At 37.6% G+C, this 14,720-nt stretch carries 15 protein-coding genes; 7 read left to right on the top strand and 8 right to left on the bottom strand.

Annotated features, from left to right (window positions below; translation table 11 throughout):
- The first annotated feature begins 20 nt into the window (after positions 1-20).
- The gene (locus G6R09_RS12790) at positions 21-695 is read left to right on the top strand and encodes a peptidoglycan DD-metalloendopeptidase family protein (protein WP_163922839.1); all 675 of its coding nucleotides are present in this window, start codon (positions 21-23) and stop codon (positions 693-695) included.
- 103 nt (positions 696-798) lie between these two features.
- Here the strand turns inward: G6R09_RS12790 and G6R09_RS12785 are convergent, their stop codons facing one another.
- Entirely contained in the window at positions 799-1,971 is a 1,173-nt protein-coding gene (locus tag G6R09_RS12785) for a PcfJ domain-containing protein (protein ID WP_163922836.1), read from the bottom strand.
- A gap of 273 nt (positions 1,972-2,244) precedes the next feature.
- Positions 2,245-3,021: a helix-turn-helix domain-containing protein gene (locus G6R09_RS12780; RefSeq protein WP_163922833.1), complete on the bottom strand. Its 777-nt coding sequence runs from the start codon at positions 3,019-3,021 to the stop codon at positions 2,245-2,247.
- A 206-nt stretch (positions 3,022-3,227) separates the two neighbouring features.
- Here G6R09_RS12780 and G6R09_RS12775 point away from each other — a divergent pair, with 206 nt between their 5' ends.
- The gene (locus G6R09_RS12775; protein WP_163922831.1) at positions 3,228-4,388 is read left to right on the top strand and encodes an MFS transporter; all 1,161 of its coding nucleotides are present in this window, start codon (positions 3,228-3,230) and stop codon (positions 4,386-4,388) included.
- Between the two features lie 85 nt (positions 4,389-4,473).
- Here the strand turns inward: G6R09_RS12775 and G6R09_RS12770 are convergent, their stop codons facing one another.
- The 3 genes from G6R09_RS12770 to rsuA form a co-directional block, all read right to left on the bottom strand.
- The gene (locus G6R09_RS12770) at positions 4,474-5,127 is read right to left on the bottom strand and encodes a DUF2913 family protein (protein WP_065168522.1); all 654 of its coding nucleotides are present in this window, start codon (positions 5,125-5,127) and stop codon (positions 4,474-4,476) included.
- 45 nt (positions 5,128-5,172) lie between these two features.
- Complete coding sequence (locus G6R09_RS12765; protein ID WP_065168523.1) at positions 5,173-6,363, bottom strand: Bcr/CflA family multidrug efflux MFS transporter; 1,191 nt, start codon at positions 6,361-6,363, stop codon at positions 5,173-5,175.
- Between the two features lie 230 nt (positions 6,364-6,593).
- Positions 6,594-7,292 (bottom strand): 16S rRNA pseudouridine(516) synthase RsuA, encoded by a 699-nt coding sequence (gene rsuA / locus G6R09_RS12760; RefSeq protein ID WP_163922828.1) that lies wholly within the window; start codon positions 7,290-7,292, stop codon positions 6,594-6,596.
- Between the two features lie 305 nt (positions 7,293-7,597).
- Between rsuA and G6R09_RS12755 the strand changes: the two genes are divergently transcribed.
- The 3 genes from G6R09_RS12755 (at position 7,598) to G6R09_RS12745 (ending at position 9,759) form a co-directional block, all read left to right on the top strand.
- The gene (locus G6R09_RS12755; protein ID WP_065168524.1) at positions 7,598-8,092 is read left to right on the top strand and encodes a GNAT family N-acetyltransferase; all 495 of its coding nucleotides are present in this window, start codon (positions 7,598-7,600) and stop codon (positions 8,090-8,092) included.
- 139 nt (positions 8,093-8,231) lie between these two features.
- Positions 8,232-8,786, top strand: a complete 555-nt coding sequence (locus G6R09_RS12750) for a LemA family protein (RefSeq protein ID WP_240345745.1) — start codon at positions 8,232-8,234, stop codon at positions 8,784-8,786.
- Between the two features lie 13 nt (positions 8,787-8,799).
- Positions 8,800-9,759 carry a DUF3137 domain-containing protein gene (locus G6R09_RS12745; RefSeq protein ID WP_065168526.1) on the top strand — a complete coding sequence of 320 codons (960 nt, stop codon included), beginning with the start codon at positions 8,800-8,802 and terminating at the stop codon, positions 9,757-9,759.
- An 87-nt stretch (positions 9,760-9,846) separates the two neighbouring features.
- Here G6R09_RS12745 and G6R09_RS12740 read toward each other — a convergent pair whose 3' ends face one another.
- Positions 9,847-10,443 carry an NlpC/P60 family protein gene (locus G6R09_RS12740; RefSeq protein ID WP_163922825.1) on the bottom strand — a complete coding sequence of 199 codons (597 nt, stop codon included), beginning with the start codon at positions 10,441-10,443 and terminating at the stop codon, positions 9,847-9,849.
- Positions 10,444-10,692: 249 nt separating this feature from the next.
- Here G6R09_RS12740 and G6R09_RS12735 point away from each other — a divergent pair, with 249 nt between their 5' ends.
- Entirely contained in the window at positions 10,693-11,424 is a 732-nt protein-coding gene (locus G6R09_RS12735; RefSeq protein ID WP_163922823.1) for a 5'-nucleotidase, lipoprotein e(P4) family, read from the top strand.
- A 72-nt stretch (positions 11,425-11,496) separates the two neighbouring features.
- On the opposite strand, the gene G6R09_RS12730 is transcribed toward G6R09_RS12735, so the two are convergent.
- Complete coding sequence (locus tag G6R09_RS12730) at positions 11,497-12,195, bottom strand: hypothetical protein (RefSeq protein ID WP_163922820.1); 699 nt, start codon at positions 12,193-12,195, stop codon at positions 11,497-11,499.
- 226 nt (positions 12,196-12,421) lie between these two features.
- Here G6R09_RS12730 and G6R09_RS12725 point away from each other — a divergent pair, with 226 nt between their 5' ends.
- Entirely contained in the window at positions 12,422-14,164 is a 1,743-nt protein-coding gene (locus G6R09_RS12725; RefSeq protein ID WP_163922817.1) for a DEAD/DEAH box helicase, read from the top strand.
- A gap of 74 nt (positions 14,165-14,238) precedes the next feature.
- Here G6R09_RS12725 and G6R09_RS12720 read toward each other — a convergent pair whose 3' ends face one another.
- Positions 14,239-14,541 carry a hypothetical protein gene (locus G6R09_RS12720; protein WP_163922815.1) on the bottom strand — a complete coding sequence of 101 codons (303 nt, stop codon included), beginning with the start codon at positions 14,539-14,541 and terminating at the stop codon, positions 14,239-14,241.
- Between the last annotated feature and the right edge of the window lie 179 nt (positions 14,542-14,720).

The raw sequence follows: 14,720 nt of genomic DNA, 5'->3' as shown, positions 1-14,720 counted from the left end.
CTTTAACAAGGACATTGCTGATGACATCATTAGCTCGCACACTTGCTGCACATTGTTTTCATCCCGTTATTCCACCAGCACTCCAATTTGGCTGTGGATTAATCGTCGATCTTTCACCAACCAGTGAACTTTGGAAAAATGTCACCGCTGATCACAGCTTTGCCGATGAAATAGTCCGCCAAGCCACAGCTATTGATGCTGAAATTGTGATTGGCCGTTACGCAGAACAGCGTCTGATTTATCAAGATAAAGCGAACTTTAGTGACAGTCAAAATCGCACCGTTCATATGGGTATCGATTTGGGTGTTGCAGCGCTTACGCCAGTCTTTGCACCGCTTAATGGCACAGTACATAGCATTGCTAATCACCAAGGTGACGGAGATTATGGCCCAACGATTATTTTACGTCATCAGCTTGAAGGAATGACTTTTTTCACACTATATGGTCACTTACATCAAGCGGCACATGCCACATTAAACATCGACGATATTATTACCGCTGGAGAACAATTTACTGCAGTGGGCACAACAGCAGAAAATGGCGGTTGGGCCCCTCACCTACACTTACAGATCATTGAGGATATGGGAACAAATAAAGATGATTATATTGGTGTGGTCGATCCTGGCGAGCTTGCGTTCTACAGTAATAACTGTCCAAACCCAAATTTGATTTTAAAACGCAGCGATCTTGATTAAAGATATTCTTCACAACAGAAAAAGTGAGCATCTTATCTTCCTTCAACTCAAAGGAAACTAAGCCCTGCTCACTTTGAGTTTATTGTGTTTTACTCATACGGTATTAGCGAGCCATTTTAACACTGTCTAACCAACCATAAACCGTTTCTAATGTTTCATATGATGGCATACGATTATTACGCGCTTGAATTTGATCAACGGTATAAATATCACTCGCCCTACCATTGGCTAAATAATGCCGCTTTAAACCAATCGTGACTCTTTCCGGCATGTGCATTTTATACACTAAATATTCACCTTTAATAATGCGCTGGTGGTAAATAGCAACATAGTGATTTTGTTCAATACCTTCAGATTCTAGTTGCTGGTAATTGCGAATTGGCACAATATTACTGTTACCAGCAAACGGTATATCATATGCTTTGTCACAACTCGGATCAGGCACAAACTTGGCTGTTCGCTGTGCGATAAGCCAACGATCATGTAATTTTTTCAGCTCATCATATGACGTCGCAGCATGAATACGTCGTACAGAATCGACATCAAGCACTCGGTAGCCTAATTGAAATACATCCGACAATATTTGATTAATTTGTAGTCTTTCTCGTTGCGAGGCGCTAATTAAATAAAAACCTAATTTAGTCCCCGTTAGCGTTGGCCATTGCAAATAGACTTGCAAGGTTAAGGTGGTAATAGCCTGATAATGGCGAAACAATGTAAATGGCTTCGTTTGTGGATCTAATAAGCGGTGAATAACGATCACAACCGAGCGAGTAGAAAAATCACTTTGAATGCGATCAATAAACCGTAAAGCTGAGCGGCATGACGCTAACCCTAAATGGGCTAATATCTGTCGTTGTCCTAATTCACATAACGATACAACTTGCTCATGATCTAACGGATAACGCTCACACACCAGGTAAAGCAAAATTGGTCGTTGGGATAATAGATGGCGTGCTCTATCACTCATTGCCGCAATTTTTAGCATATAAACACCAAGATCAGCATATGCACGAGCTTTATCAACTAACTGTGTTGGAATGCTGTCAATCCATGCTTTACCACCTGCTAATGACTCAATATGCTCTATATAAAACGAACAACTTCCTTCCAATAATTCACGATGACCATCAGGATAAGCACGATACATAGCAAGACCGTCACGCCAATCATAAAATTCCAATACGAATGGAAAAAACGTTAATGTTTCATCAAATGATAAAATCAAAGGTGTAGAAATATGTTCATTTTTATATTTAGTACAACAAACAGGCATGGACATCCTTATTATTCTGTTAGCCTTAGCGAGCATTATATTAATCGTATAATGACAATATCATTTATAGTAATTAATAGGATTATCATGACTTATAAAGATGAATATTCAACTTAAAAACCATCAAGATGAGAACCTCATATCAATTTTTTATTACATAATATATCAGACGGTTTTAGTGTTTATTTATGGTTAAGTTGCTGCAAAAAATCAGTCAATATTGGCTAATTTTAGCGTTCTATATTTAATAAGCGCTCTAGGATGCAAGATTCATTATTTAAGTTCAATCATAAAATTAAGTGGTGTAAATCCTGTTTTTTGGCGAAAGAAATAAATAAATGCGCTGTCATTAGCAAAATCAAGTCGATATGAAATATCTGAGATCCGCTGCCCTTGTACAAGTAATTCAATCGCAGCTAACAACCGCCACTGCTGACGCCAACTTTGGTATGGCATGCCTGTTTCTTTATTGAAAATACGGGTTATGGTTTTTTGGCTTGCACCAACAACCTGACTAAGCTCTGCTAAACTCGGGGCTAAAAAGTCAGGATGGTTAATATTAGCTAGCCATTGCTGTAATCGTATATCATGTGGTAGCGGTAAATTCAAATGGCTATCAGTAGCAAAATTGAGTTCTTCTATCAATAAGTTAACAGTATTTAATTGCTCGTGGTTAGGTTTATCAAATGGCCAATATGCCATTCTTTCAAGTAATGCCGCCATCAATGGATTAATATCGATGATCTTCATTTCACGACTAAGTTGTGATTGTAATACTTGATCAAAATACAACGAACGATAATGGGTTACGTTGTTCATTTGGGCATTATGTAACACACCAGCAGGGATCCATGCCGCTCTCATTGGTGGCAACACACACTTAACCCCTTCTAAGGTAATCACCATACAGCCATGATGTGAGAACAATAGCTGATCTTTATTATGCCGATGCTCACCAGAATCATGGTTACCTAAATCAGCCGCAAGCCCAATCACTAAGCCATTATAATCGTCTGCACAAAACTGTTGTTCTATCGAAATGTAAGCCATTTGACTATCCTTATCAATTTGTCCTTAAAGTGATATATAACGTCTCTATGTTAATATTACACCAAACTTCAACACTATATAATTTTCCATATTGAAATAACAGTGACACCGACACTCTTGTTCATTGCATTACATTCCAATTTTAACGTTGTGAATATAGGCATCAATAGAAGTGAGGTAATTACTGGATAAACAGGATATAGAAAATGAATATAAAAAAAATATCAACACCGTTAGCCATTGCGCTATTGATGTTTCCACAGCTTATTGAAACCATGTATAGCCCAGCATTGACATCGATTAAAAATCATTTTGCTGTTAGTGCTGAAAATGCAGCTCAAGGTTTATCCATCTTTTTTATAGCTTTTGCTTTGGGTGTCGTTTTTTGGGGGACATTATGTGACATCATTGGTCGCCGTCGTTCAACGTTAGCTGGATTAGCACTGTTTATTACTGCCGCGATAGCTACTTATTTAGCGCCAAACTTTGATCTGTTTTTATATGGCTTTGGCACGTGTGCATTTGGTGCTGCAGTTGGCTCGGTATGTACTCAAACAATTTTAAGAGACAGCTTTGAAGGCCTTGAATTATCGCGACTGTTTTCAATTGCAGCAACATCGGTTGGTATTAGCCCCGTACTCGGTATGATGATCGGCAGTTGGCTAACAGCCCATGGTGGTTATTCTTGGGTATTCGCTGCAATGATTGTACTGATCACCTTGTTATTTATCTGGTCTAGTCTTCAGTTACCTGAAACTAAACCTGAACACATTAAACGTGATAGCTTGCTCTCTGTAGCCAATAAAATGATCCGTGATAGTCATATTTGGTACATAACATTAATGATCGGATTGGCTAACGTAGCACTCTTTTCATACTACAGTATTGCGCCGTTTATGTTTGAGCAACTGGGCGCAAGTGTAAAGCTATTTGGTTATACCGGTTTTGTTTTAGCTATTGGCTCGGTATTAGGCTCACTGATTAATATGAAGCTAATTCATCATAAATTAAACGGTGATGTTATTGTCTTTATCGCGATGATACTAATGGTTATTTCAGGTATCGGGGTTTACCTATTACAAGATACGATTTGGTTCTTTATTCCAATGGCGTTAGTTTCTGTCGCTTTTGGCCTTACTTTACCGAATCTCTTTAGTACTGCTTTAGTCAATTATCGAAACCACCTTGGCAGCGCGGGTGCTTTATTAGGATTATCCTATTACCTTATTATTGGTGTTGGATTAGATTTTGCCGCATCAACAGGTAATTTAGCTATCACACTATTAACCTGTGGCGGTTGTTGTTTAATACTGGTTATCATTAAACAACTGTTCACTAAGTTAGCACTAGCACGTAACGCAATATAGTTATAACGAACCAGATACATTAAACGATAAAAATGCCGTATGCGTGGTTTACGCATACGGCATTTATGTATACCAATAATAACGATTAAAGCGTCGCTGTTGGTAGCTCAGGCAGATGTCCACCAGCATTATGCGGGTAAATCACATACTCACCATGAAACTTCACTTTCGACTTATAATCAGTAATTTTAAACAGCAAAATACCATGTTGGTAGGCAATATCAATAAATTGCTGTGCATTACCACGTACATATAAAGATAAAGGTTTAACTAACTCGTCACCGTCAGCCATTGCTTCAGCATACTGAGCACAACAAACCACTAACGATGCTTTACCATCAGTATGGTGGCTGACCTTACGGCTGACTTCATATTCATTGGTTACTAACCAATCTTGCTGTTCAAGCGCAGTATAAAACGTTGTCATCACTGCCGGTGTAATGACGGTTGATTGACCTTGCTCATTGGTTACTTTTGCGTACGTTTCAGCTAAACGCGAAAAATGCAGTTTTAGTTGTGCATTTTTACCCATCGTACGTGATTGCTGTTGCCATTCTTGCAGTGTTTTTACGACACAACGATCAAAGCTATGTTGTTTAAGTACTTTTGTTACCCAAGCGCTTAAAAAAATACTTTCACTGACAGGATTTTTCTGTGCTTTACCTGTTGCTTGCGCTTCTTGTAAGGCGGTTAATCCACTACTAACTACATTGTAAATTTCATTAAAAAAAATGGTCATGATTTATTTCAAACAATCCAAAAATATCAAACCACGACACAACTTCTAAGCTGTGCGTGCAAGGAACCAATAAAAACCAGCTGATAATATAGCACATGATGCCATCGTCAATGCCATTGGCCATGCATTACTATCAGGCATTAATGCAACCAGCCCACCAACAATCGAACCAATACCAAACCGGAACGTTCCACCTAAAGAGGAAGCCGTACCCGCCATTTGAGGGTAGCTTGATAGTAAACATGCCATAGTATTGCTACCGATAGTAGAAAGTGTACCAATAAATAATGCAACGGGAATAACAACGCCCCACAAGCCTAAGTCTAACCATTGTCCAATAAGCAATAACACACCTGCAACTAATTGGATTAACAAACCAAAGCGTAGCATCCAATGAGTGCCCTTGCGCTTTACAAAACGGCCATTAATGCTCGTGAATAGAATCATGCAAAGAATGTTTAAACAGAAGTAGTAACCAAAATTCTCAACGCTGATACCGTAAATATCAATGTAAACAAACGAACCTGCAGTTAAAAACGTAAACATACCCGCAAAAGAAAATCCGCTGCAGCAAATTAAACCAAATGCAACTGGGTTTGATAGTAACCGTTTGTAATTTTTAAGAATTGACGATAAATGAAACGGCATCCGTTTTTCTTTTGGAAGCGTTTCTTTAATCTTAAATAATATCGAAATTAACACTATCACAGCAAAAATAGCCAATGCCCAAAAAACAGCACGCCAGCCAAACCATACTGAAAGGTGCCCGCCTAACACTGGGGCAATTAACGGTGCAATCGTCATTACCAAAGTAACAAACGACATTGTTCGTGAAAACTCTTCACGTTCAAACATATCACGCACCAAGGCACCAATAATCACCGCCGCAGCAGCGCCAGCAAAACCCTGCGCCACTCGAATAATGGTTAATTCATGAATATCGGTACTGAGCGCACCTAAAACGGTTAAGACTAAGAAACTCACCGTCCCCGCAATCAACATCGGACGACGACCATAACTGTCTGCTAACGGACCATGAATAAGCTGACCAAAGGCAAAGCCCGCAGTATAGGCTGTGAGTGTAACTTGAACAGCACTTGGCGAGACCAGAAAGTCTTTAGCAATACTTGGCATTGCTGGTAAATACATATCGATAGCAAAAGGTGTTAAAGCGGCAATTGCACCGAGAATGAGAATGAGCTGTAAACTCAATTTAGATGAGGCTTGTTGAGTCATAAATATTCTTTTATAAGATAACAACGATAAGCAGGATATAATTGCTATGAAAGGGACAATAAACCTATTGTACGCTAAAAAATGGCATTGATTCTTTCCTAATAGGAAATAAAAAATTTCTAACTTACCTTAAAATAAGAGAATAATAATCGTTTCAGTATTGCAGGAATAAAAAAAAGCATAAACAACAATGCTTATGCTTTCTTAGTATTACACCATCACTAATAGTGTTATTTCGCTAAAAATGACGCAACTTCTTCAGCCGTTAACGGGCGGTATTGACCAGGCTCTAGATCTTCATCTAACTCAACAGCGCCTACTCGCTCACGGTGTAAACCAACCACACGGTTACCAACAGCTGCAAACATACGCTTCACTTGGTGATATTTACCTTCCGTGATGGTTAATACCCCTTCTCGCTCACCAACAATTTCTAATTTTGCAGGGCGAGTCAGTCCATCTTCACCATTTAATTGTACGCCAGCTTCAAATTGCGCAATATTCTCCGCAACAATCGGATCAGCGGTTTCTACAAAATACACTTTCTCACACACGTGACGTGGTGAAGTAATGCGGTGTGACCATTGACCATCATCAGTTAATAACGTTAAGCCTGTTGTATCACTGTCTAAACGACCTGCAACATGCATTTTTTCAGGGCTTACTTCATCGAATAATACAAAAACAGTAGGATTGAAATCATCGACATGTGAACACACAAAGCCCTGTGGCTTATTCAACATGAAGTAACGAGGCCCTTGTAGACGAAGTGGACGACCGTTAAATTCTACGTCGTTATCATCACCGACAGAAAAAGAAGCACTACGAACGATTTCGCCATCAACTTCAATCACTTTGTCACGAAGAAGTTTACCGGCTTCTCTACGGGTGATACCTAAAGTGGTACCTAAGAATTTATCAAGCCTCATTGACTGGCTCCGCTACTTACAAATGGGTCGGTATTATAGGAAGCAAATCACACAGATGCATTAAAAACTTTATTTTCCTCAACATTCATACGCTGAGCACTTTGTAATAATGACTGATTTAAAAATAAAAATTGTTAAACTTGATACCATTTTATCAAAAATATGAACATTTCTATGACTCTATTGTCATATATCTGCTAGATTACAAATTAAAAAAACATTCACTCTATGCAAATACAACAACTTACTTACACGTTGTAATCAATAAAGCCTTCAAAGATAAGGGTTTAACTTAGGGACACAGTATGAATATTTCTCTCAGCACACCAACACTTTCTTCGCTAAATAAATTTCTCCAATTAATAGATGAATTGTTTGACTATGAAGCTTTACCTCAAAAAGCAGAACAAACAACACAGGCAGTTAAACAGTTATTAAGCAACCCACAATTAGGTCAGGCATGGTTCATTGAAGTCGAACAGCATGGTACGAAGTATATCGCTGGCCATATTATCGTCAGTTATAGCTTTAGTCTTGAGCATGGCGGCAAAATTGGCTTAATCGATCAGTTCTATTTGAAATCAGAGTGGCGTCAACATGGTATCGGTACTGAATTATTGCCACAGCTAGAAACATTAGTGATTCAAGATGGTGTTAAAGCATTATCACTCGAAGTAAATATAGGTAATGCTGGAGCGCGTAATTTCTATGAAAAGCATGGTTTTACACCTCGCCGACAGTTTTGCATGATGACAAAAAGCCTTACTGAATCCCATATTCCTGTTACTGCTATCTCATAGTTAGACCGAGTAATAATAATAAATCTGCATTTAAGCCTTGTTTTGACAAGGCTTTTTTCGTTATAACTAGAGTGTCACTTTACGGCTAGCTATAACAATCATTGTTTTTGCTCGCTGGTTTATATAAAGGAAAATAGGAATGCTAATAAGTATAATTGTCTTTGTGGTACTGATTGCAGTGTTATATATAGCAATGCGTAACAGCCTCATCGGTAAAAAAAATCAAGTGGCTAACGCAGAAGCAAGTATCGATGTCATGCTTAAAAAACGGTTTGATTTATTACCTAATTTAATCGAGACCACCAAAGCTTATATGAAACATGAACAATCCGTGCTTGTCGAACTCACCGCATTACGTCAACAATCACACCCAATTGAATCAGCCAATAAACCTCAACTAGATAAACAACTTTCTGCTGCTGTTTCTCACTTTAAAGTCGCAGTCGAAGCCTACCCTGAACTTAAAGCTAATCAAAATATAGAATTACTCATGCGCTCAATTAACGAAACAGAAGAGCAAATATCTGCGGCACGACGGAGTTTTAATGCGGCAGTAACACGCTATAACAACGGTATTGAAATGTTCCCATCAAGTATCATTGCTCAGCAAATGCAGCTAACAGCATTACCTTTATTTGAAATTGCTGACACTGAACGTGCCAACATTGATGCTGCGCGTTTATTTAAGCAATAGGACATGATCGCCCATGGATAGTAAGCTTACTGTACTTTATGAAACGCATCTAAAACCACAACTTGAAGCGCTTGATCATGATCGTAAAAATGTTATCAAACAATATTGGCTATCATTAGGGGTTGGAATCGGCTTTCCTGCAACCGTTATCCCGTTAAGTTTTATGTATGATTTACAAGCCTTTGGTATTATTTTTTCGATTATTGTTGCGATAGTTATGCATCGTTTATATAGCAAACGTTGGGATCAATATAAAAAAGATTATAAACATAAAATCGTCACCAAGCTCATTAGCTCAATTGATAGTAGCTTTAGCTATCAACCAACTCAATGTATTGATAAACAAGACTACAAAAACAGTGCCCTCTTTGGGCGTCAATATGATCGTTATCGCGGTGAAGATTTAATTGAAGGTCAAATAGATAAAACCCATTTGCGCTTTTCTGAGTTACATACAGAGTATAAAACGCAAAGTCGCGATAATAGCGGCAAAAACCAAGATCAATGGCACACTATTTTTAAAGGGCTTTTTTTCATTGCTGATGCAAATAAGCATTTTTCTGGTCAAACAACCATTATGCCTAATAACCACAGCATTTTTTCTGCTATGGGGCAAAAGCTATCAGATATTTTCACTAATAACCAACAACTAGTTATTCTTGAGGATCCTGAATTTTCGAAACTTTTTAATGTTTATAGTAACGATCAAGTCGAAGCTCGTTATCTACTCTCACCAGCAATGATACAACGACTGATTAATTTCAGTAATCGCTCTGAACATGCCATTGCCTTTTCATTTGTTAACGATCATCTCTATATTGCAATTTCAAGCTCAAAAAACTACTTTGAACCTAAGTTGTTTCAGCAGGCAGACTCTTTAGCCTTTATTGCATCGATTTATTATGATCTTCAGTTTGTGATCAATATCGTTGATGAATTAGATCTCAATACACGAATATGGACCAAACCTTAGGCTAAACCGTAGCCGAATTTTGCCTCACAACCGTTGCATCACAACCATAAAAAAACGGAAGCTCTTGAGCTTCCGTTTTTTAACAACTTATATTGTAACTAATCGTCTAATTTGCCAAAAATGTCGCTTCCAAAAAATATGATGTAAATTTGAAATAGACACCCCTCGCGAACTAGCAGAGTTCATAAAATCTCCATGAGAGAGATAAATACCAACATGTCGCTCATTATGGCCTGTTTTAAAGAAGACTAAATCCCCTAACTTGGCTTGATCTTTACGAACTCGTCGCCCTAGTTTTACCTGCCCTAACGTTGTTCTAGGCAAATAACGATGAAAAACTTGACGATACATTTTCATTACAAATGCTGAACAATCAATCCCTCGATGGCTTGAACCACCAAAATGGTAAGGCGTTCCCTTCCAGCCATAATATGCATGAAAAATTTTATGTCTAACCAAGCGTACATGACGCAATTCTTGTAGCTTTGTTAAGTGATGCTTCTTATACACATGCTTTATATGATGTGCATGGTGTATCAAATGTCCTTGATGCTTATGTGAGTAATGACGATAAATACGAGTATGGTGCACTTTCGTATGAGCAGTCGTTTTTGTTGTCGAAGCCGCGGCATACCATGATAAAAATGCCGATAAAATAATAATAATTCTAAAAATATAAAGCATTGGTCGTAATTTTTTAATTATAAGTAAAAATCATAGCTAAGTTACAATGTAACATTATTATTAATAACTATATGACTATATTTGTGCAATATATAAATTCAATAACAACACATTGAACAATGCTGAATAGCTGAATATCTTCTTGACAGGTTAACATTATGATATTTGCTATCACTCATAATATAAATGACACATTAATCTACTAGCCTATCGGTCTCGATATATACCAATTAGGAATAGGCTTAACCAATGCGCAATTCGTTTTCTATCGCTTCTTTGCTATTAGTACTGAGTAGCTCCTCAGCATTTGCCGCAGACACCCATTGCAATGTAAAACAATACGAGATGGGACTGCGCTATCAACAGCAATCAGCTGAAATTATGGCACTACAATTACAGACTTATAAGTTTGCTCAACAACAGCTTAACGAGAACTTAACCCAAATAAAAACAAATAAAAAAAAGGCCATTATTATCGACCTTGATGAAACGGTATTAGATAACACTCCGCTGCTTGTCAAAGATCTCAATAAATGTCACGACTATACAGAATGGGATACTTGGGGGGATTGGGAAAAAAATGGCAAGCCACACTTAATTCCTGGCGCTAAAGACTTTCTTAATTTTGTAACTAATCAACACATCACTATTTTTTATGTTTCTGATCGTAGCCAAGCAAACAAACAGGCAACTATTCATACGCTTAATCGATTAGGCCTGCCACAAGTTAATAGTGATCATGTCTTATTGGCCAATAAATCAAAACAGCTACGCCGCGAAGATATCAACCGACAATATCAAGTCATCATGTTATTAGGCGATAGTTTAGCTGACTTTGCGGCTGAGTTTAAAACTAAAAAGCCAACCACAGAACAACGTAAGCTGGTTGTTCAGCAACAGCACCACTTTGGCACTCAATGGATTGTGATGCCAAACAGCAGTTATGGTTCATGGTCACAAAGCCAACTGAAAAGCGAATAACATTAAATGGGCGCAATAACTTCTTCTATTGCGCCTTATCTTCCATAATATAAAAACTTACGTTTCTTGATTTTATATGTTTAAGACTAAATCAGTCGCAATTTCTTGCACCGTTTTATTCATTTGCTGAGTATTATTAGTATTTAGATTTTTCATATTAATATTTGATTCAGTCGCTTCAAATATAATAGCTTGATAACGTGCATTACGAACTTGAGTCATATCAACAATAGCAACGATACGATCTTTGCTGTTATATAAAACAGGTAAGTCAAAATGACCGTCAGCATCAATATCAATCGTTGTCGCAAGTTTAACAAAAGCATCATAAGCTAAATACTGTTGTTGAATCTTAAATGCATGCAACATTGCCGTTTTATTATTAATAACATACTGCTTTAATCGGTATTTAACTCTTAAAGCTGCACCATTAGTCTCACTCTTTGCTAATGATGATAAGGCCTCTTTAACTACGGAATTCCAGCTAGCTTGGTTATATTGATTATTTTTCATTACCGTTTGTAATTGTTGGATCTGTGCAAAATGAATATCAACTAACGGCGTATCAATTATCTTATTCATCATTCCAATGTGATGATTAACCGAAATAAATGAATCAGTGTTACTTATTGCTTCTAATTTTGTAATTTGGCGCTGATGTAATAGATATATTTTAGCGCCATCAAAGTTTGACTCTTTTTTATTTAAGAAACTATTATGGCTTAATGTGTTTTCATCATTACATCCAACGATAAGTATTAATAGTGACAATATTAAGCATGATCGCTTTATTCTTTTATTTAAAAAGTCCATTTATTTATTCTATAAAACATAATTTATGTCAATATGTTACTATGACACCATTAAAAGATGCAACTAATTACTTATTGCTATGACCCTCTGAATATTATTCAACATAATAAAATCAACCTATTGACTTGCTAAACCACTGGTTAAATGTACACTAGTTAAAGTTAATTTGTAGCAGATTTACAATATGTATACTTTACGCCCTTACCAACAAGACAGTGTTAACGCTACCCTACATTATTTTCGTAAACATAACTCTCCCGCCGTACTTGCATTACCAACAGGGGCTGGTAAAAGTCTCGTCGTCGCTGAATTAGCCCGTATTGCTCGTGGCCGCGTTTTAGTGCTAACTCATGTAAAAGAATTAGTTGAACAAAACCACGCAAAGTATGAAAGTTATGGTCTTAAAGCCGCTATATTTTCCGCCGGTTTAGGCCGAAAAGAAACCGATCAGCAGGTCGTTTTTGCTTCTGTACAATCAATGGCAAATAGCCTCGAAAAATTTAAAGAACAATTCTCTTTATTAGTTATCGATGAATGTCACCGTGTGCCTGATGATGAAAACAGCGCTTATCGTAAAGTCATTAAACACGTACAAACTGTCAATCCAAATATCAAAGTGCTTGGGCTAACAGCCACACCTTATCGATTAGGCATGGGCTGGATTTACAAATACCACACTCGAGGCCAAGTCAAAACTGAATCAGAACGTTTTTTTCGTGATTGTATTTTCGAATTACCCATCCGCTATTTACTTGATGAAGGCTTTTTAACTGAGCCAAAAGTTATGGATATGGCAGTATTAGGCTATGATTTCTCATCACTAACACCGTCAAATACTGGTCATTATAAAGAAGCAGATCTTGATAGTGTAATAGAACAATCAGCTCGAGCGACACCAATGATCATCGATCAAGTAATTGATTATGCAAAAGATCGCCGTGGGATCATGATTTTTGCTTCAACCGTTAATCATGCTCAAGAAATCATGGGATACCTTGCTTATGAAAATGCGGCACTTGTCATCGGCGATACACCTCTTGATGAACGAGATCGAATCATTAATGATTTTAAAGCACAAAAAATCAAATACTTGGTTAACGTATCTGTATTAACCACCGGGTTTGACGCACCTCATGTCGATTTAATCGCCGTGCTACGCCCGACAGAATCAATTAGCCTTTATCAACAAATCGTTGGCCGTGGTTTGCGCTTATTTGAAGGTAAAAAAGACTGCCTGATTCTTGAATATGCGGGTAACTGTTACGATCTCTACCAACCAGAAGTCGGCGATCCTAAACCCAATAGCGACAGTGAAGTGGTGATGGTTCCCTGCCCTGCCTGCGGTTTCAATAATAGCTTTTGGGGCAAACTTGATCCTGCAGGTTTTCTGGTTGAGCACTACGGTCGTCGTTGCCAAGGCTATTTTAAAGATGATGACACTGGCGAGCGTGAAGAATGTGGTTACCGTTTCCGCGCTAAATATTGTGAAGAATGCGGCGCTGATAACGATATTGCTGCTCGGCGTTGCCATCAATGTGATGCTGTCATGGTGGATCCTGATAAGAAACTACGTGAAGCATTAAAACTGAAAGACGCCATGATCATGAAGTGTACCGACATGCGCCTAGAGCCAGGTAAAAACAAGTTTGGTAAACCGCAACTTAAAGTAGTTTATATTAGCGATGAAGGCAACGAGATTAATGAGATTTGGCAGTTATCAACCAAAACCCAAAAGAATGATTTTCTAACTAAGTTTATTAATCCGCACTTAGTCGATAGACATCGTCCATTTACTGATACCGCTCCGACAAAAGTGGCAAATAATGGGCATCGATTACGACCACCAGAAGTTATTATTGCCCGCAAAAGTGGCCGCTTCTGGGCGATTCGAGATAAGTTGTTCGATTTGGATCAGTACCAGAAATAAACAATAAAATCATTCAAAACACAATAAGAGATGTTACTCGTTAGCCTCTCTTATTTTACTTAACGCTGCTTCTATCATTTATCTTTTGTCAATATTAAACAATTTGCATCTTCTTTATCGTTCAATAAATCATCACAACTTGCTTTAGATAGGCGCTGTATACATGTAACAGCATCATCATGAATATCGGGGTTATGCTCTATATAATGATGATAGTGACTTTTCATCGAATCGCATTTTTTATCAAATGCTTCAACAATCAATGCCTTGCCTTTATCATCAACTTTTTGCTTCATTTCTAAATGTTCAATGGTGCACTTTTTTAAATTATCACACATAGCGGAAATAGCATTATCCATCGGTTTTGCTGCAAACACTTGCAAGGATCCTAATATCAGCACAGAGATAAGTGATATTTGTAACATATAAACCTCTAGCATTAATCTGAATAATTACAGTCTAGACGCTTATTCTTATGATTTACGCTTATATTGCAAAAAAGATTTCTGGACAGCTATATATTTTAACTAACCCCTAAGAAATAAACCATTCCACC

It is taken from the genome of Photobacterium sp. Alg240-V54 (assembly GCF_900537155.1).
Taxonomy (GTDB): domain Bacteria; phylum Pseudomonadota; class Gammaproteobacteria; order Enterobacterales; family Vibrionaceae; genus Photobacterium.
Note: the sequence above shows the minus strand (reverse complement) of the source record. Positions and strands in the feature narration are given on the sequence as shown.